At 65.0% G+C, this 18,676-nt stretch carries 18 protein-coding genes; 10 read left to right on the top strand and 8 right to left on the bottom strand.

What is annotated here, in order from left to right:
- Positions 1–40 precede the first annotated feature (40 nt).
- Positions 41–778, bottom strand: coding sequence for a 1-acyl-sn-glycerol-3-phosphate acyltransferase (locus tag HQ354_RS15565; protein ID WP_068427240.1), 738 nt, complete (start codon positions 776–778; stop codon positions 41–43).
- A 129-nt stretch (positions 779–907) separates the two neighbouring features.
- On the opposite strand from HQ354_RS15565, the gene HQ354_RS15560 reads away from it, so the two are divergent.
- On the top strand, positions 908–1,249 hold the full coding sequence (locus HQ354_RS15560; protein WP_068427340.1) for a hypothetical protein: 342 nt from the start codon (positions 908–910) through the stop codon (positions 1,247–1,249).
- A 10-nt stretch (positions 1,250–1,259) separates the two neighbouring features.
- On the opposite strand, the gene HQ354_RS15555 is transcribed toward HQ354_RS15560, so the two are convergent.
- Complete coding sequence (locus HQ354_RS15555) at positions 1,260–1,871, bottom strand: TetR/AcrR family transcriptional regulator (protein WP_068427241.1); 612 nt, start codon at positions 1,869–1,871, stop codon at positions 1,260–1,262.
- A 72-nt stretch (positions 1,872–1,943) separates the two neighbouring features.
- Here HQ354_RS15555 and HQ354_RS15550 point away from each other — a divergent pair, with 72 nt between their 5' ends.
- The 3 genes from HQ354_RS15550 to HQ354_RS15540 all read left to right on the top strand — a co-directional run bounded on the left by HQ354_RS15550 (position 1,944) and on the right by HQ354_RS15540 (position 5,450).
- A complete protein-coding gene (locus tag HQ354_RS15550; protein WP_068427245.1) occupies positions 1,944–2,810 on the top strand; it encodes an alpha/beta hydrolase in 867 nt (288 codons plus the stop codon).
- Positions 2,807–3,859 (top strand): quercetin 2,3-dioxygenase, encoded by a 1,053-nt coding sequence (locus tag HQ354_RS15545; protein WP_068427246.1) that lies wholly within the window; start codon positions 2,807–2,809, stop codon positions 3,857–3,859. The genes HQ354_RS15550 and HQ354_RS15545 overlap by 4 nt, the downstream gene beginning before the upstream one ends.
- 127 nt (positions 3,860–3,986) lie before the next feature.
- Positions 3,987–5,450, top strand: a complete 1,464-nt coding sequence (locus HQ354_RS15540) for an NAD(P)/FAD-dependent oxidoreductase (protein WP_222635131.1) — start codon at positions 3,987–3,989, stop codon at positions 5,448–5,450.
- Here the strand turns inward: HQ354_RS15540 and HQ354_RS15535 are convergent.
- Positions 5,395–6,099 carry a M50 family metallopeptidase gene (locus HQ354_RS15535; protein WP_068427248.1) on the bottom strand — a complete coding sequence of 235 codons (705 nt, stop codon included), beginning with the start codon at positions 6,097–6,099 and terminating at the stop codon, positions 5,395–5,397. The genes HQ354_RS15540 and HQ354_RS15535 overlap by 56 nt on opposite strands.
- Before the next feature lie 121 nt (positions 6,100–6,220).
- Here HQ354_RS15535 and HQ354_RS15530 point away from each other — a divergent pair, with 121 nt between their 5' ends.
- Genes HQ354_RS15530 through HQ354_RS15515 form a run of 4 tightly spaced genes read left to right on the top strand, consistent with a single transcriptional unit; the run spans position 6,221 to position 10,909 of the window.
- The gene (locus HQ354_RS15530) at positions 6,221–7,201 is read left to right on the top strand and encodes a tripartite tricarboxylate transporter substrate binding protein (protein ID WP_068427250.1); all 981 of its coding nucleotides are present in this window, start codon (positions 6,221–6,223) and stop codon (positions 7,199–7,201) included.
- 24 nt (positions 7,202–7,225) lie between these two features.
- Positions 7,226–8,611 carry a GntP family permease gene (locus HQ354_RS15525; protein WP_222635132.1) on the top strand — a complete coding sequence of 462 codons (1,386 nt, stop codon included), beginning with the start codon at positions 7,226–7,228 and terminating at the stop codon, positions 8,609–8,611.
- Between the two features lie 20 nt (positions 8,612–8,631).
- The gene (locus HQ354_RS15520; RefSeq protein ID WP_068427342.1) at positions 8,632–10,239 is read left to right on the top strand and encodes an ATP-binding protein; all 1,608 of its coding nucleotides are present in this window, start codon (positions 8,632–8,634) and stop codon (positions 10,237–10,239) included.
- Entirely contained in the window at positions 10,232–10,909 is a 678-nt protein-coding gene (locus tag HQ354_RS15515) for a response regulator (RefSeq protein ID WP_302050735.1), read from the top strand. The genes HQ354_RS15520 and HQ354_RS15515 overlap by 8 nt, the downstream gene beginning before the upstream one ends.
- Positions 10,910–10,945: 36 nt before the next feature.
- Here the strand turns inward: HQ354_RS15515 and HQ354_RS15510 are convergent, their stop codons facing one another.
- The 5 genes from HQ354_RS15510 to HQ354_RS15490 all read right to left on the bottom strand — a co-directional run bounded on the left by HQ354_RS15510 (position 10,946) and on the right by HQ354_RS15490 (position 16,608).
- On the bottom strand, positions 10,946–12,499 hold the full coding sequence (locus HQ354_RS15510) for an acyl-CoA carboxylase subunit beta (protein WP_222635133.1): 1,554 nt from the start codon (positions 12,497–12,499) through the stop codon (positions 10,946–10,948).
- A 78-nt stretch (positions 12,500–12,577) separates the two neighbouring features.
- The gene (locus HQ354_RS15505; protein ID WP_167677221.1) at positions 12,578–13,534 is read right to left on the bottom strand and encodes an acyl-ACP desaturase; all 957 of its coding nucleotides are present in this window, start codon (positions 13,532–13,534) and stop codon (positions 12,578–12,580) included.
- Between the two features lie 120 nt (positions 13,535–13,654).
- Positions 13,655–15,868 carry a DUF2254 domain-containing protein gene (locus HQ354_RS15500; protein ID WP_167677173.1) on the bottom strand — a complete coding sequence of 738 codons (2,214 nt, stop codon included), beginning with the start codon at positions 15,866–15,868 and terminating at the stop codon, positions 13,655–13,657.
- 60 nt (positions 15,869–15,928) lie between these two features.
- Positions 15,929–16,375, bottom strand: coding sequence for a GtrA family protein (locus HQ354_RS15495; protein WP_068427256.1), 447 nt, complete (start codon positions 16,373–16,375; stop codon positions 15,929–15,931).
- A gap of 68 nt (positions 16,376–16,443) precedes the next feature.
- A complete protein-coding gene (locus HQ354_RS15490; RefSeq protein ID WP_165839676.1) occupies positions 16,444–16,608 on the bottom strand; it encodes a hypothetical protein in 165 nt (54 codons plus the stop codon).
- 109 nt (positions 16,609–16,717) lie between these two features.
- On the opposite strand from HQ354_RS15490, the gene HQ354_RS15485 reads away from it, so the two are divergent.
- Positions 16,718–17,566, top strand: a complete 849-nt coding sequence (locus HQ354_RS15485) for a mycofactocin-coupled SDR family oxidoreductase (RefSeq protein ID WP_068427257.1) — start codon at positions 16,718–16,720, stop codon at positions 17,564–17,566.
- 149 nt (positions 17,567–17,715) lie between these two features.
- The gene (locus tag HQ354_RS15480; RefSeq protein ID WP_068427258.1) at positions 17,716–18,675 is read left to right on the top strand and encodes a pirin family protein; all 960 of its coding nucleotides are present in this window, start codon (positions 17,716–17,718) and stop codon (positions 18,673–18,675) included.
- The last annotated feature ends 1 nt before the right edge of the window (position 18,676 follow it).

Genomic DNA, 18,676 nt, shown 5'->3' with positions numbered 1-18,676 from the left:
GTTGCGATCGATGAGAACCTCGAACTGTTTCTACCAAACCTCAGTACGCAGCTACCGCACCGTCGACGGCTTTCTGCAGTCCGGTCGACACGACCCGGGCAATGTCGATCGGTTTGTCCGGTAGGTCTCGGATCGGCGTGTCGATGTACACCGACGCGGACTTCAGCTTGGTCGATTCGGGCCCGTAGCTCAGACCGATGCAGACGAGGATCGGTTCGACCCCGAGTTTCCGCGCCCGCACTGCGATATGGCCGATCCCGCTGCCGACCTTTTGGACCTGCGTCGGATCCTCCAGATTGCACGTGCCCTCGGGGAAGACCGCGAGGTCGTCTCCCCGTCGCATTCTTTCGGCGCTGATGTCCATCATGCGGTTCCCTGCTGCGCTGACGGCCCGCATGCCGTGATTCTTGCCGCGAAACACGGGGATGCCGCCCATCATGTCGATTCGCCTGCGCTGCTTCGATTCCTGGAACAGCTCGTCCTTCGCCAGCACCCGGGTGCGACCGATGACGGGACGCAGCGGACTCGACCATGCCGTGGCCGCGACGGTGTAGGGGTCGGTCTCGGTGAGGTGATTGATGGCGATGATCAGCCGCGCGTCGTCGTAGACCAGCCTGCGCAACTCCTCGCGTGCACCGTCGGGGTAACTCAGCCGAGGCTTGAAGCGTCGGGCGAGGGCTGCATAGGCGAGACGCGCAACCTGCCGGTTCTGTTGGTGCCGTAGATAGAAGTCGTAGACGGCCTGATCGTTTTCGAGAACTACGGCGGGGCGCTCCATGCGGAAAGCTTAGACGGTCGGACGCGGGCCACCACCGCTCCTTCGTTCACGTGTAAGTCCCGGTTTGCCGGGTATGCGACACGGCAGCCACTCGTGCGCACCGACGGCAACCTGAAGGGACTGAGGACCATGGCAGAGCAGAAGAAACCACGTAACCCTCGCTGGATCAAGACGGCCGAGAATCGCACCGGACTCGCCTGCATGTTGCTCGGCCTGGTGTCCGCCGGGCTATTCATCGTGGCCCTCGGGGGCGGCTTCGAAGGATGGGCGTTGATCGCAGGCATCGCCGTGATCGCCATCTTCACGACCGGCCTGCTGTGCTTCCGCGCAAGTGCGAAGAACGCGCAAGACCCGACTCCCGTTGTGTACCATCCGGATTCACCCGATGTGGTGTTCGACGTGGATCGCAACACAGGCGAGCGCACCCCGCACGACAACACGCCACACGACCGCACGACGCACGACCGCTAGCCCGGCCGAATCAGGTAGTTCCTCGACGACGCAGCGCCGGTCCGAGACGGTCGATGTGCGCCTTCACGCCGGCGACGATGTCGATCGTCCCGTTGCTCATGACCCATTGCAGCTGTAGTCCGTCGCTGACGGCCAGGCATTCACGCGCGACGGCGTCGTAGTCGATGTCGGGGTCCAAGCCGTCACGGTCGATCCCGGCTCGCAGGCGCTCACCCAATCCTTGCACCGCGATGTCGTACCGACCTGCGTACACCTCGTGCGCCGGGCTCGACGGGTCCGCAGCTTCGGCGTTGACCAGCACGACCAACGAGATCAGCCCCGGCTCGGCGAGATATCGACGCGTCGCATCGACCATGTACTGAAGCGTCGCCAGCCCGATCACGTCGTCGGGCAACGCGTCCCACCACCTCGCGGACGATTCGAAGCGCTCCTGCGCGACGGCCACGAGCAGATGCTTCTTCGATCGGAAGTGGTGGAGCAGCCCACCTTCGCTGATACCGACGTCCGACGCGATCGTGGTCATCGCGGTGCGGTGGTACCCCTCGCTCGCGAATCGCGCCGCTGCCGCCTCGACGATGTGCTGCCTTCGCTCGTCTCCGACGGAGTACCTCCCACGCGCCATGACGCACGACAGTACTCGCGCCCGTCTTTCGACGAAAACAAGGAATCCTTTGTTTTGGTGTACGGTTGATGCATGGAGAACCTCGACATCGAGTTCGCACCCGGCCTTCTACTCGACGTCGTCGCCCCCGATGGGGCATCGAATCGCCCCGCGATCGTGTGGGTGCACGGTGGCGGGTGGCGGATGCAGGACAGGAAAGCGCGACCCGACTTCGCACGCCACTTCGTCGAACGCGGTTTCGTCATGGTCTCGATCGACTACCGACTTACTCCGGGCACGACGTTCCCCGGCCAGCTACACGACGTCCGCGCGGCCGTTCGGTGGCTGAGGAACCATGCCGACGAGTTCGGGGTGGACCCGAACCGGATCGGTATGTGGGGATCGTCCGCAGGCGGACACCTCGCTGCACTGACCGGCATCCATTCGAGTCGACTCGCTCTCGACGGCGAGGAGCCACACGGCGTCAGCAGTGCCGTTCAGGCCGTCGTCGACGGCTACGGACCGACGACCTTCGAGAGCCAGAGCGACGACTCACCCGAGGCCGCTTTACTGGGCGGCCCCCTACGCGAGAACGTCGAACTCGCCCGAGCTGCAAGCCCTGCATGGCAGGTCGGCACCGGCGTCCCGCCGTTTCTGATCGCGCACGGCACCGCGGACACACTCGTCCCTGCGTCGCACAGCATCGCGCTGCACGACGCGTTACGCACGGCGCGCCACGATTCCACCCTGTACCTCGTGCAGAACTTCGGGCACGGATTCTTCAACCCCGGCACCGTTCTCGAGTTGGGTCCGGGCGTCTTTCTCGACCAGGGTCGGCTCGAAGCCGAGCCCGACGCCCCTGCCGAGATCCGACGCGACACCACGACGCACGGCCATCTGTCGATGGACATCATTGCACGATTCTTCGAACACCATCTAGGACAAGGACTTTCCGCGTGACCACCTCAGAGATTCCGTCCATCGAGGACACACATTCGCTGATTCCCGAAGTCGATCGCCTACCGGGGCGGTGCGCTCCCTACTTCATCTCGTCCGGCGAGGGCCTTCGGTACGACCTCGGTGGTCAACTCGTCACCGTCATCGCTCGCCCGGAGGACACCGGCGGGCAATTCGGCGCCGCCTACGTCTACGGAGGCAAGGGCGTGGAGACTCCGTTCGTTGCACACGATCGCGAGCACACCTTCCTGTACGTTCTGGAAGGCCGAATCCAATTGTGGCTCCCCCGCGAGACCCAGGTCCTCATCCCCGGCGACTCCGCCACGATCCCGGCGGGCACCCCGTACGCGTACCGAATGACGGCTCACGCCAACAAGTTTCTGAGCTGGACCACCGCCGGGGACGGCCATGCCATGGCCACGGCGCAGGGCACCGCCACCCAGTCGCACGTGTTCACCGGAACCAGTTCGCCGTTGCGCGATTCGGAGCTCGCCGATCAGTTCGGAATCCGCTACGCGGACCTCGAGAAGGTCGACCGCCCGGCACTGACCGGGAAGGCGCTGCCCCATCACGCGACACCGTTCGTCGTCAAGGCGGGCGAGGGTGAGCGGTGGAAGAGCTCGGGGCAGCTCAACACCTACCTTGCGCGCTCCAGGAACACCGCTGGTACCTACTTCGCGGTGCACACGCGGGGCGCCAAGAGCCCCTACATTCCCCGGCACTTCCACCGCGCACACACCGAGAACTTCTTCTGTACCGAGGGCAGAATTCTGCTGCACGTCAACGGCCAGGAGATCCTGCTCACGAAGGGCGACTTCGTACACGCACCCGCGGGAACGGTCCACAGCTTCGCGTTCGACGGTAACAGCACTCAGATGCTCGGGATTCTCACCACCGGCATCTTCGAGAAATTCTTCGAATACATGAACACACCCACGGACGACAACGTCCACGACGAGTTGAATCCCGGCTCGTTCCCCGAGTCCGGATTTGCTCGCGCTCGCGCCGAGTTGGACCTCGTCGTGGTGGGACCGCCGCCAGCTCGACGGTAATTTCTTAGACCGGTCAAAATTGTCTTAACATATGCACACGAAGTGGTGTACTCTTCAAGCACCATCGTGACACAGCACACACGACAGACCGCGAACCGGCCCGTCCCGAACTCGGAAGGACACATCCATGTCTGCCTCCAACGCAGCCGTGTCCAACACGCCAGAACTCACCCCAGCCCTCGCGCAGCGGGTGCACCGGCATCACGTCGTCATCATCGGCTCCGGGTTCGGCGGCCTGTTCGCAGCGAAACAACTGCGTAAGGCCAATGTCGACGTCACGCTGATCGCGAAGACCACCCACCACCTGTTCCAGCCACTGCTGTACCAGGTGGCCACCGGCATCCTCTCCGAAGGCGAGATCGCACCCTCGACCCGCCTGATCCTCAAGGACCAGCACAACGCCTCGGTCATCCTCGGCGAAGTCAACGCAATCGACCTCGAGAACAGAGTCGTCACCAGCCAGTTCCTCGAGCGCGTCACCGAGACCAGCTACGACAGCCTCATCGTCGCCGCAGGAGCAGGGCAGTCCTACTTCGGTAACGACCACTTCGCCGAATACGCCCCCGGCATGAAGACCATCGACGACGCCCTCGAACTCCGCGGCCGCATCATCGGCGCCTTCGACCAGGCCGAACTCGCCACCGATCCCGCCGAGATCGAGAAGCTCCTGACCTTCGTCGTCGTCGGCGCAGGCCCGACCGGCGTCGAAATGGCAGGACAGATCGCCGAACTCGCGAACAAGACTCTCGACGGCACCTTCCGCCACATCGACTCCCGCAGCGCGAAGGTCATCCTCCTCGACGCCGCCCCGAAAGTCCTGCCGCCGTTCGCCGACTCCCTCGGCCAGTCCGCGGCCAAGCGGCTCGAGAAGATGGGCGTCGACATCCAACTCGGCGCCATGGTCACCGACCTCGACGCCCACGGCCTCACCGTCAAGGACAGTGACGGCACCGTGCGACGCATCTCGGCGAAGACGAAGGTCTGGTCGGCCGGTGTCGCCGCCAGCCCCCTCGGTAAGACCCTCGCCGAGCAGTCCGGCGCCGAGATCGACCGCGCGGGCCGCGTCCTGGTGAACAAGGACCTGACCCTGCCCGGACACCCCGAGGTGTTCGTCGTCGGCGACATGATGAGTCTGGACAAGCTCCCCGGCGTCGCCCAGGTCGCCATCCAGGGCGGACGCTACGCAGCCCGGGTCATCGAAGACGGCGTCGAGGCCGTGCGTGCAGGCAAGGACGTTCCCGAGCGCACCCCGTTCAAGTACTTCGACAAGGGCTCGATGGCAACGGTGTCACGGTTCTCCGCCGTCGCACAGGTCGGACCCATCAAGATCACCGGCTTCATCGCCTGGGTCATGTGGCTGCTGGTCCACCTGCTCTACATCGTCGGCTTCCGCAGCCGCCTGACCACCGTCATTTCCTGGCTCACCGCATTCTTCTCCAAAGGCCGCGGCCAGCTCGCCATCACCGAGCAACAAGTCGACGCCCGGCGGGCGATGTTCTACTTCACCGGCAACGACCCCGTCGCCGCCCCCGAAGTCACTGCACCGGAACCAGAATCCGCCACGCTCCCACTGCAAGAGAGCCGACGGTAACCAGCAGGAACAGGCCCACCCAGACGATTCCGGGAAGGAACGTCAGCCGGGCCAACTGATCCGCGTCGGAATCCCTGGCCCGTCCCGCGCTGCGCGACCGCTGCAGCTCGAGGACGGGCCTCGGCCCTGCGATCAGCAGGAAGAACGTGATGAAGTACGCGGCCGCGACCTGCTGTTCGCCCGTTCCCCACCAGGACACGGCGAACAGCAGCGCGCCGACCGTGACCAACGACAGCAATCCATAGAAATTGCGAATCATGGTCAGCATCAACGCAATCGAGATCACGCCGATCCACAGCACCGCCACGGCATGCTGCGTGCCCAGTACGAGAGCGGCGCCGAGCCCCAGCAACGACGGCCCGACGTAGCCGGCGAACGTCATGGCGACGACGCCGAGCCCGGTCGGCTTTCCCTTCGAGATCGCAACTCCGGACGTGTCGGAATGCAGACGAAGGCCCATCAACTGTCTGCCGGTGATCAACGCGACGAACAGATGCGCGCCCTCGTGAGCAATCGTCACGACGTTGCGCGCGATCCGCCAGGTCTGCGGAATCAGGACTATCAGTAGCGCCGTCACCGCGGCCACCTGAACGATCCACGCGGGCGGGTCAGGACTCACCGCGGAAATGCGGTCCCAGAATTGCTGCACACCACACTCTAGGCGAGCGCCGATACACGCCAGGGCCGGCGCCGAGCGACCACAAAGACCAATACGTCCAATGGTTTCGTATACGTGACGACGGTCACGACCGTCGGCAAGATGAACGTCGATGAACATCTCGAACCAGATGACGCGACGACGCGCACTGACGACCCTGGCGGCCCTCCCGCTGGCGTTGTCGGTCGGTTGCTCGGCGCTGTCGTCGGAACCGGACCTCTCCGGACTACGGATGCTCATCCCGAATACCCCGGGCGGCGGTTACGACGTCACCGCTCGGACCGCGTCTCGCATCCTCGAGAACCGTGACCTCACCGGGTCGATCGAGAAGTTCAACGTCGTCGGCGGTGGCGGATCGGTCGCGCTCGCGCGGCTGATGCGCGAGTCGGGCAACGAGAACTTGATCGCGATGGTCGGTGTGGGCGTCGTCGGCGCCGCGCAGGTGGACAACTCACCGTGGAAACTGTCCGACGCCACAGCACTCGCGCGACTCGTCGACGAGCCCGAGGCTCTCGTGGTCGGAGAGGCTTCCCCTCTCGGTTCGGCAGCGTCGCTCGCAGAAGCCTGGCGTGCGAATCCCCGTGCCTTCACCGTCGGCGCGGGTTCGGCCGTCGGCGGACCGGACCACGTCTTCGCAGTCGAACTCGCCCGGACGATCGGGATCGATCCGAACACGCTCGACATCGTCACCTTCGACGGCGCGGGCGACCTCCTCACCGCGATCATCGACGGCAGCGTCGACGTGGGAATCGCGGGCGCAGGTGAGTACATCGATCAGGTCGACGCGGGATCGCTACGGATACTGGCGGTGTCGAACCCGACCGAGGATGCCCCGACGCTCCGCGACTCCGGAATCGATCTGGAGTTCACGAACTGGCGCGGATTCGTCGCTCCCCCAGACATTCCCGCTGTGACCAGAAACGACATCGTCGACGTGCTGCGCACGATGCGTGAGTCCGACGAATGGCACGACGCCCTGGCTCGGCATCGCTGGGCCGATTCCTTCCTGCCGGGTGATGAATTCTCCGAATTCCTTGCGGCAGAGGATCTTCGAATGCGACGCACGCTCGAAGATCTCCATATACCTCGTTAGAAAAGAATCACGGAAGGACTTCTCGTGGACGACTGGGTCCAGACCCTCTCCACACCGGCCCTGCTCTCGATCGCACTCGTGGCGATCGCAGTGCTGCTGGTGATGATCATCAAGTTCAAGGTGCACCCGCTCCTTGCACTCGTGATCGTCTCGATAGCAACAGCTTTCGCGACAAGGATCCCCATCTCGGAGATCCAGGACGTACTGATCGACGGCTTCGGCGCCACCCTCGGCGAGGTGGCGCTGCTGGTGGGACTCGGAGCCATGTTCGGGCGTCTGGCGGAGATCAGTGGTGGCGCCCAAGCACTGTCCGACGCCCTGATTCGCAGGTTCGGCGACAAACGTGCTCCGTTCGCGCTCGGCGTCGCGTCACTGCTGTTCGGCTTCCCGATCTTCTTCGATGCAGCGTTCATGGTGATGCTCCCCATCATCTTCAGCGTCGCGCGTCGACTGGGTGGGAGTGTGCTGCTGTACGTATTGCCTGCAGCGGCAGCGTTGTCCACGATGCATGTCTTCCTTCCCCCGCATCCGGGCGCGGTGGCATCGACCGTCCTGCTCGGTGGCGACGTCGGCCTGACGATCCTCATCGGAATCGTCGTGGCGGTTCCCACGTGGTACATCGCGGGATACCTCTACGGCACGTTCATCGGTAGACGCATCGACCTTCCGGTACCGGACCTGTTGAGTGGGGGACCGCGGGTCGAGACCGTCGAGGACCCACCGAAGCCGAGCACCATCATCGCGTTGCTCATGCTTCCGCTGGTGTTGATCTTCGCCAACACGGCCGTCACGACGGCAGCACGCACCGGGACGCTGGACGCCGAGTCTCCCTGGGTCACCGTTCCCCAGGTCATCGGATCCACACCCGTCGCGCTCCTCATCACCGTTCTGGTGTCGACGTACGTACTCGCGCTTCGCCGAGGCCGCACAGCCGACTACGTCGAGGATCTGCTCGACAATGCGCTGAAGCCCATCGCACCCGTCGTACTGATCACCGGCGCGGGTGGCATGTTCGGTGCGGTACTGCTGGCAAGTGGCATCGGCGACGCCTTGGCCGAGACATTGCGCGACCTCGGTCTCCCGTTGATCGTGTCGACCTTCATCATCGCTGCCATCCTGCGCATCGCGCTCGGAACGGCCACCGTGGCGATTACGACGTCGGCAGGTCTGCTGGGCGCGTCGATCATGGCTGCGGGGTTGAACCCGGTGCAGACCGTCGCGATGATCCTGACGCTCGCGGCCGGCTCGTCGATCTTCCCGCATGTCAACGACGCGAGTTTCTGGCTCATCGGTAAGTTGCTCGGCATGGACGTCCCGACGACCTTCAAGACCTGGAGTGTCATCAAGACGTTGATCTCGATCGTCGGATTCGCTCTGTCCGGCGTCGTGTACGTGATCGCGTCCGTGTGACCCGAGGGTTCGGCGACGGTATGAGACGACGCCCCCGCAGCCTGGCCAGCCAGGTCCTTCTGCTGCAACTGGTGGTGGTCGCGGTGGTGCTCGTCGCCGTCGCAGGCGTCTCGATTCACCAATCGAGCTCGGAATTCCGCGCCGGTCAGAGCGCCAGGATGATCGCCGTCGCGGAGAACCTGGCGTCGACGCCCGTCGTGCGGGCACAGTCGAATGCACCCGAGGCCGACCGCGTACTCGCCCCCGAGGTCGGGCGCGCGGTCGATCTGTCGGGCGCAGGCATTGCCGACGTCGTCGGCGCATCCGGCGTGATCGTCGCGTCGTCCATTCCCGATCGGACGGGCAGGCCCGCGGAACTCGGAGACAGTCTCGCGCCGGAGGGCCGAGCCTGGAGCGGGGATGCTGTGGTCGACGGCCGTAGGTCCATCAGCGGTCACGTTCCCGTTCTGTCGCCGTCGGGCGAGGTCCGAGGTGTCGTGGCGGTCAGCACGGCCTACCCGTCGACATGGGAACTGCTCGTCGCAGCCGGGCCACCGCTTCTTCTCTACCTCGGCATCGGCGCCTGCCTCGGCCTGGTCGGGTCCATTCTGCTGTCCCGACGCGTCAAGACCCACACCCGGGGACTGGAGATCGAGGAGATCGCGCATCTCGCCGACCATCGAGAAGCGTTGCTGCACAGTATCGGTGAGGGAGTGATCGCCGTGAATCCCGACGGAGTCGTGACGGTGTTGAACGACTCGGGCGCCGAACTTCTCGGGATCGACGACGCAATCGGACGCACCGTCGACGATCTCGCCCTGGAACCGACGATTCGCGACTACCTGAAGAATCCCGACGGGAGTGGGGATTCGGTGCTGACCACTGCCTCGAGAGTTCTGGTCCTCAGTCGCCGAGCGGCCTCGAGCAAGGGACGACGGATCGGAACGATCACCACCATGCGCGACAGCACCGAATTGGCAAGGATGCAAAGCCAACTCAGCTCCCATCGATCCGTGACCGACACTCTTCGCGCGCAGACGCACGAGTTCGCGAACCAACTGCACACGATCTCCGGGCTGAACCAACTCGGCGACCACGCCGCGGTGACGGACTTCGTCGGCGCGTTGACCCGTCGGCGTGCCGAGATCAATGCGTCTGTCACACAGGCCATCTCCGATCCCGCAGTGGCGGCCCTGCTGATCGCCAAGACCTCGCTGGCGGCCGAAGCCGGGGTGGCGTTGGAGCTCGAGGAAGGCTCGCATCTCGCCGCACTGGATCCGATTCTGGCGACCGACGTCATCACCGTGCTCGGCAACCTCGTCGACAACGCAGTCGACGCCTCCGCCGGTACCGACGACGCGCGCATCGTCGTCAGCATCGACGATTCCGAGGACATCGAAATACAGGTCGCCGATTCCGGGCCCGGTGTGCCGGCCGAGATGCGCACCGAAGTGTTCTCCCGCGGGGTGACCACCAAACCCGATGCGCCCGGTGGGCGCGGGATCGGGCTCGCACTCGTCCGAATCGTCAGCTCGCAGTACGGGGGTTCCGCGCGCGTCGCCGATTCCGATTCGACCGGTGGCGCCCTGTTCACGGTGAGAATCCCGACCTCGTCGCTGCCACCCGATAGAGTCGATCGTCGTGACTGACCGGAAGTACCGCGTGCTGGTCGTCGACGACGACTTCATGGTCGCAGAGATTCACCGACGGTTCGTCGATTCCACCGCCGGCTTCGAGACCGTCGGTGTCGCCCACACGGCCGCCGACGCGGTAGCCGCTGTTCACGAGCACGCCCCCGACCTCGTGCTGTTGGACGTCTACCTTCCCGACAGGTCCGGGCTCGATGCCCTGCAGCAATTGCGCGGGGAAGGCAACGCTACCGCCGTCATCGTCATCACCGCCGCACGAGAGCTCGACACCGTCAGCCGAGCCCTGCACGGCGGAGTCACCGACTACCTGGTCAAACCCTTCGAGTATCCGCAGCTGGCGGACAAGCTGAGCGGCTTTCGACGTCGTGCGCTGGCCCTGGCCGATCCCGGTGGGGTGGACCAGTCCGTCATCGACTCGCTGTTCGGTGCCCCCGCAACCGCACCCGCCTCGCTCCCCAAGGGGCTCAGTGCAGGTACCGGGCAACTCGTCCTGGCGGCGGTCGACGAAGGCGGTGAAGTCTCGGCAGGCGAATGCGCCGAGCTGGCCGGACTTTCACGCGTCAGCGCCAGGCGATACCTCGAACACTATGCGTCGACAGGGGTGCTCAGCGTCCGGCTCGAATACGGCCGAGCCGGACGACCGGTTCATCGCTACCGCGCGACACGCTGAACCGGCGGCCGGGCGTATGCGTCACACGGGTTCCTGTCACACCGGACGCAGCAGCGACCGGCGACGCGGAGGTAGCGGCTCAGGAGTCTTGTTCGCCAACAACTTCAGCGCTTTCCGAATCTCGAGCCGCGTCGCCGACGGCTCGATCACCGCGTCGATGTATCCACGTTCCGCAGCGGTGTACGGGGTGGCCACGAACTCGTTGTAGAAGTCGATGAACTTCTGCCGCACCTTCGGCCCGTCCTCGCCTGCCGCCTCGATCTCCCGTCGCTTCAGCAGCCCGACGGCACCCTCGGCGCCCATCACCGCGATTCGAGCCGTCGGCCACGCGAAATTCAGGTCGGCACCGAGGTTCTTGGACCCCATGACGGCATACCCGCCGCCGTATGCTTTGCGAATCACGACGGTCACCTTCGGAACAGTCGATTCGATCACTGCCGCAAGGAGTTTCGCGCCGCGATAGATGACCCCGGCTCGTTCCTGCTCTAGTCCCGGCAGATAGCCCGGGATGTCGACGAGGAAGACGACCGGGATCGCGAACGCGTCGCAGATGTAGATGAACCGCGCCGCCTTCTCGGAACTCGCGATGTCGAGTGCCCCGCTGAGATGCGTCGGCTGATTGGCCACCACCCCGACGGTCCGGCCGTCCGCCCTCGTGAACGCCGTGATGACGTTGGGAGCGTACATACTTCCGATTTCGTGGAACTCGCCGTCGTCGAACACCTTGGTGATGATGTCGTGCATGTCGTAGGCGGTGTTGTCCGAGTCGGGAAGAAACGAGTCGAGACCCAGATCGGTGTCGGTCAGGTGAGGTTCCAAACCCGGGTTGACCAGGGGAGCCGATTCGTGGCAGCTACTCGGCAGGTAGCCGAGAAGGGTCTTGACCCAGGTGAATGCGTCGGCCTCGGAGTCGGCGACGTGATGCACGGTGCCATAGCTCGCCTGTTTCGTCGCGCCGCCGAGATCCTCGGCCGAAATCGTCTCGCCGGTCACCGCTTTCAGCACGTCGGGCCCCGTGACGAACATGTACGCCTGGTCCTGCACCGCAACGATGAAGTCCGTACATGCCGGCGAGTAGGCCGCTCCGCCCGCACACTTTCCCAGCATGATGGAAATCTGCGGAACCAGACCGGACAACAATCTCTGGCGCCTACCGATTTCGGAGTAGAACGCCAGCGACGTCACCGCGTCCTGAATGCGGGCACCGCCGGAATCGTTGATGCCGACGATGGGGCATGCGGTCTTCGCGGCGAGCTCCATCATGGCAACGACCTTGCGGCCGAACATCTCTCCGAGAGAGCCACCGAACACGGTGTTGTCGTGCGAGTACACCACCACGGGCCTGCCGTCGACCGTTCCCCGCCCGGTCACCACACCGTCGCCGTACGGATTGTCCGCACCGCCCGGCGCCCGCATCAACGCGCCGTATTCGACGAAGCTACCCGGGTCGAGCAACGCATCGATCCGATCACGCGGAGTCGGCAACCCGGCGGCTGCGCGCTTGGCGCGCGCGCGTTCGCTTCCGGGCTCGCGCGCGCGAGCCGAACGTTCCCGTAGAGCCTCGATCTTTTCCGCAGTCGTCACGAACACATCTTTCGTCGCAGTCGGTCGCAGTCGGTACACGAGGGGGCCGCCCCGACTGGCGGAGCGGCCCCTCCTTCGCGTGATTCAGGACGCTTGTCGCTCCGCCTTCGCGGCGTCGCGGGCGAGCGAACGGTCGCGCATCTCCTCGAACTTGGTGGCCTGCCTCTCCAGGTCTTCGAGGAACGCGGCGAGTTCTTCCCGACGGGTCTCGCCGCGGCCGGTGAAGTCCTCGCGCTCGAAGATCTTCCACTTGCGCAGGACCGGCCAGACGACCTCTTCGAGGTGCTGACGCAGGTCGTAGATGCCGTGCTTTGCCATCAGGACACCGTTGCGGCGGAAGTTCGGCATTCCGGCGCCGGGCATCTGGAAGTTCATGACGATATTGCACACCGCGTCGAACGTCTGGTCGGGTGCGATGTCGAGGGCTGCGGCGCTGATGTTGCGGTAGAACATCATGTGCAGGTTCTCGTCGGCGGCGATGCGCTGGAGCATGCGGTCGGCGATCGGGTCGTCGCACACCTTGCCGGTGTTGCGATGCGAGACGCGCGTCGCGAGCTCCTGGAACGTCACGTACGCCACCGAATGCAGCAGTCCGGTCTGCGATCCGGCGGGGGATGCGAAACCGTTGGTCATGTGGATCATGCGGGCTTGCTCGAGCGCGACGGGATCGACGCCGCGGGTGACGACGAGGTAGTCGCGCATGACGATGCCGTGCCGGTTCTCCTCGGCGGTCCACCGTCCGACCCAGGTGCCCCAGGCGCCGTCCTGGGAGAAGTTCTCGGCGATCTCGCGGTGGTAGGACGGCAGGTTGTCTTCGGTGAGCAGGTTGGTGATCATCGCAGCTTTGGCGACCTCGGAGAGCTTGCTCTGCTCCGGGTCGTAGTCCACACCACCCAGTTCGGCGAAGTTACGGCCCGCGTCCCACGGTACGTAGTCGTGCGGATGCCATTCCTTGGCCATGGACAAGTGGCGGTTCACGTTGTCCTCGGCGGCGGGGACCAGCTCACGCAGCAACTCCAGTTGTGTCAGTTCCCTGACCATGGACATGCCTCCTCGAATCGATTACCTACGAGAGCGTAGGTGCGTTCGACGACGCCGAGCGCGGACTGCGAGGAAGTCTGTTAGAAGTCGGAAGCCCGCGCGGGGCCTGCTTGGGCGTGCTCACAGATCGTCTCGCGATCCGTTCTCCTCGCCGCGCTGCCTGGTCCCGACGACGAGCGGCAGAACTCTTCCCGACGACCCGCGCTCGGAACCGAGACCCTGCGGGTCCGCGACACTGGCAAGTCGCAGATCGAGATCGCCCTTCCACTCACGCGCGGCCTGTGCGTCGAGGGCGTCCATGCGTGCGAGCAGAGGCGGGTGCTGATCCGGCGGGCACGACGCGAGCAAGGTGACGAAGAGGGACCGCAATCGACGCTGAACCTGCGTGGAGTTGGTGCTGAAGTGTCGGATCTCGTCGGTGGCGATGGTGACGTAATCGTCCCAGGTGCGACGCGTCCCGCGGATGCGTGTAGGCGTCGAGTCGTCGGTGTCGGTGCGGACGCGGGGTGCGATCGTCATCAAGAGATCCTCGAGATGATCGATCGCTTGCACGGCGCGGCCGGGGTCGTTGATCGCGGGCGACAGCGCTTTCAGGGCGATGTCGACGATCGCCTGCAGGGCAGCGGCTGGACTGACCGTCGGACTGTGCGTGTCCCCGAACACGAGACACGCCATCAGCTGATGCGCCCTGACCCGTAGCTGCGGTCCTTCGATCTCGAACAGCACTGCGTCCTGCGCGACGAACTCGCCGATCGTCGGCATCAACTCGATGGACACGCCCCACTTCTGCGCGAGCCGTTCGATGCAAACGAAGTTCACCGCGAGGAGGATTCGGCCGTCCGGCGACAGTTGCTTCAAGCGCACCGTCGTCGTGCCCGTCGGCTCGTCCGGCGGAAGCACGAATGCGGCGAGGGCGCCGCGCGACACCGGCGAACTCGACGGGTACATCCGGATTATCGACGAACGACCCTGCGCAGCAATCCATCTCAACAACCGTGCCGAGTCGAGCACGACGCCGACGCGCGCCACGAGTGCGATGAACAGGAATGCGCTGACGAACGACAGCAGGATCGCGACGGACGTCGAGACGACCGGCGCCGTCCACTCTCCGGACAGCGCGAGATCCGACGCGATGATGACCGAGAAGACGAACGTGGACAGGAACATCCCGATGGACCACCGCATCACGGACTGCTGCTGCAGCAGCGGCACGACGCGCACCGAGATCTGCGACGCCCCGAACTGCATCGCGAGGGTGATCGCGGTGAACACCAGACCGGTCAGCGTGATCATGCCGCCCGCGATGACGCTGAGCAGCGTCGCCGTGGCGCCGATGTCGAGTTCGCTCGAGGTGGTGACAGCGCCGTCGGTGGAGCCGAATTCGTCGTCGAGCGCGACGAACACGAACGCGAGCACGATCGACAGCGTCACCAGAATCGCGGGCAACCGCCACACCGGAGTTCGCCTGAGGCGTCGGCGCGTTCGGGTCCAGCGAATCCCCGCCACCAGCCGATTCGGCAATGTACGCGACGGCATCGCCACCTGCGGTTCCGCCGGTTCGGGTACCTCGATCGGAACACCGAAGCGTCCGGACAACGCTTCCTGCGCGACGATCTTCGCGCGGACTACGGGTTCGCGGAAACGCTTCTCGCGCACCCAGGCTCGCGTCTGCTTCTCCGGTTTGTCGGTGTATCGCCACCGAGCCCACGGAGACGACGGACGGGCGAGTCGGATCGCGCCGACGACGAGCAGCGGTACGAAGAACAACCCGACCAGGCCGGTCCAGAGTTTCCCCTTCAGCACCGTGATCGCAGCGAGCACCAGTTGCCCGAAGATCACGACCAGCACGGCGACGAGCGTCAGCAGCGACCTGTTCTGCTGATAGGCCTCGAAGTCGCCGGCGAAACCGATGGGGTGCACGCCGAGCAGGAACAGCGCGGAGATCGCGATCGCGACGAAGACGGCGTCGATCGACGACCGTCCTTCCTCGGCCCAGTAGACGTCGCGCAGATGCAGAATCAGTGCGAACTCGTCGAGCATCAACGCGCTGCCGACGCCGAAGACGCCGGCCAGGATGCAGTTGGCGACCGGGGTCTCGTAACTGGAGAGAGCGACGAGCGCGAACCCCGACACGAGGACCATGACGAGGCCGAACATGACGTGGTGGATGTGCATGCCACCGGGCGTGACGTTGCCCGGCCACCACGAGACTTCGGCGCGGATCATGCGGACGCTGAACCGGATGAACAGAAAGGCGAGCAGAAACGACACGAGCAGGAAGAACAGCGGAAGACGTCCGGTGTCCACGACCGCTTCGGTGAACCATCTCCCCATCACAGGCCTCCTCGCTACGGCGAGCGTGGTCAGCCTATCGCCGGGGCACCGTGACGTGCGTCAGAACACCCAACCGCGTAACGCGAGGAATCGCAGCGCGCCGGTGGCGGCGCTGACCGCGATGACGACGAGAATCTGCGCGACGGCGGATGCGCCGGGAAAGAGAACGTGCACCGCGGCCAGTGCCACGGTTCCGAGAGCGAGACCGACGAGGGCGAGGCCACCCGCTTCCCACTGCGCCTGGAACCACCCGACGCGCTCGGCGGCGTGGAATGTGTGGCGGCGGTGAAGCTCGTTCGCGAGTACCGTGCTGGCCGCGATTCCTGCGATGTTCGCGACGAACGATCCGAGAGCAGCAAGGACGACGAACACGACTGCGTACAGAACGTTGCTCGACGCACCCACGAAGACGAAGCGCGCGAACTGAGCGAGGGCGGTCTCACCTCGCAGCCGCGCCTTCAATCTCGGACCGCATGCATCGATCTGCACGTCTGCGGTATCTGCCACGGAAACATACAACCGCACGGGCGGCCGGATCGGTCCCGGCTATGACCTAAGTCTCCAGAGGAGACTGCTCAGGAGCGGTCCTTCTCGAGCTTCTTGCGCGAGCGGCGCGTCAGGTCGAAGTTCATGATGTCCGGCTTCACCGATGCAATGAACAGCATCGTGCATCCGAAGACGACGAGCACGATCGTGAGTACAACAACGACCATTCCGATGAACGCGCCGATACTTTCCATTACTACTTACCTCCCGGTGTCGCCCCTTACCGTACTGGGCTGCCGAACTTCGATCGAATCCACCCCGAATCGGACATCCGGCGGACACTCGCCGTTGTAGCGTCCGGACATGACTGGTCGAATCGAGACATTCGAGGGCAAGCAGTACGACGGCAAGCGGTTCCAAAGCAAGGTTGCATTCATCACGGGCGCCGCCCGTGGCCAGGGACGCGCCGAAGCCGTGCGACTGGCGTCGGAGGGCGCGGACATCATCGCGGTCGATGCGTGCAGCGAGTTCGCGTCGACGTCGTACGACGGTGCGACATCCGCCGATCTGGCGGAGACGGTCGACGCCGTCGAGAGGCTCGGTCGTCGCATCGTCGCGTCGGAGACCGATGTTCGTGACTTCGACGCCCTGTCCGCAGCACTGGCGGACGGCGTCGATCGACTCGGTCGGCTCGACGTCGTCGTCGCCAACGCAGGTATCTGCTCGGCGGCGATGTCGTGGAAGATCTCGCCCGAGCAGTGGAAGGAAACTCTCGACGTCAATCTGACCGGCACCTTCCACACCGCGAAGGCTGCGATTCCGATCCTGCTCGAACAGGGAACCGGCGGGGCGATCGTGTTGACGAGTTCGGTCGCCGGGCTGCGCGGTCTGCCGTTCCTGGCACACTATGCCGCGTCGAAGCACGGCATCGTCGGGCTGTGCCGGTCCATGGCGAACGAGCTCGGTCAGTACGGCATCCGCGTCAACACGGTCCACCCGCACGGCGTCGAGACCGGGATGCAGCCCGCCGACATGATGGAACTGCTCGGCGAACACGGCGCGGCGCTCGGCCCGATCTTCATGGGCTCCCTCCCCGATCCGATCAGCCAACCCGAGGACATCGCCGCCGCCGTCGCATGGCTGGCCTCCGACGAGGCCCGGCACGTGACGGGCATTCAGCTTCCCGTGGACCTGGGCACCCTGACTCGCTGACCTGGGTGAACCTCGCCGGCGAGTCCGTGCGATCGACCAGTGCGCGTCAGACCATCGCGTCGAGGGAATATCGAGCCGGATAGGCTGTTTCACCGAGCGTAGTTGAAGCGTCAACCAATGGCGCGGTCTACCGACAAGAGGAGTCCACGATGCCTGCCGTGACAGTCGACAACATTCTTGCCCTGCCCCGAATCCCGCTTCCCGACGCCACCGCGACACCGCGGCCGGTCAAGTCCGTCACCACGGCACCGACCGGATACGAGGGCGAGGGATTCCCGGTTCGCCGCGCGTTCGCGGGCATCGACCTTCCCGCACTCGACCCGTTCATCCACATGGACCAGATGGGCGAGGTCAACTATGCGCCGGGAGAGCCGAAGGGCACCCCGTGGCACCCGCACCGCGGATTCGAGACCGTCACGTACATGATCGACGGGATCATGGAGCACCAGGACTCGCACGGTGGCGGTGGCCTCATCGGCGGCGGCGACACACAGTGGATGACGGCAGGTGCCGGAATCCTGCACATCGAGGCTCCGCCGGAGCACCTCGTGATGTCCGGCGGGCTGTTCCACGGTGTGCAGCTGTGGGTGAACCTGCCTCGCGACAACAAGCTCGCCGCACCCCGCTACCAGGACATCACCGGCAACAAGGTCGCCCTGCTCTCCAGCGACGACGGCGGCGCTCTGATCCGTGTGATCGCAGGCGAGGTCGCAGGCCACGAGGGACCCGGCTCGACGTACACCCCCATCGCGCTCGCTCACGCCACTGTCGCGCCGGGCGCGAAGGTCTCGCTGCCGTGGAACCGCGACTTCAACGCCCTCGTCTACGTCCTCGCGGGCGACGGCACCGTCGGGTCCGAACGGCGTCCGATTCGCATGGGTCAGACGGCACTGTTCGGCCGCGGAGACTCCATCGAGTTCGCGGCGTCGGACACCCAGGATTCGCGCAGCGAGTCGTTGGAGGTCTTCGTGCTCGGCGGCAAGCCGATCCGCGAGCCCGTCGCCATGGCAGGCCCGTTCGTCATGAACACCAAGGCCGAGGTGATCGAGGCGTTCGAGGACTACCAGTCCGGCCGCTTCGGTGCGCCTACGGCGCCCGTGCGCACATAGT

The organism is Rhodococcus sp. BP-261 (assembly GCF_019835205.1).
GTDB classification, from domain to species: domain Bacteria; phylum Actinomycetota; class Actinomycetes; order Mycobacteriales; family Mycobacteriaceae; genus Rhodococcoides; species Rhodococcoides kyotonensis_B.
Note: the sequence above shows the minus strand (reverse complement) of the source record. Positions and strands in the feature narration are given on the sequence as shown.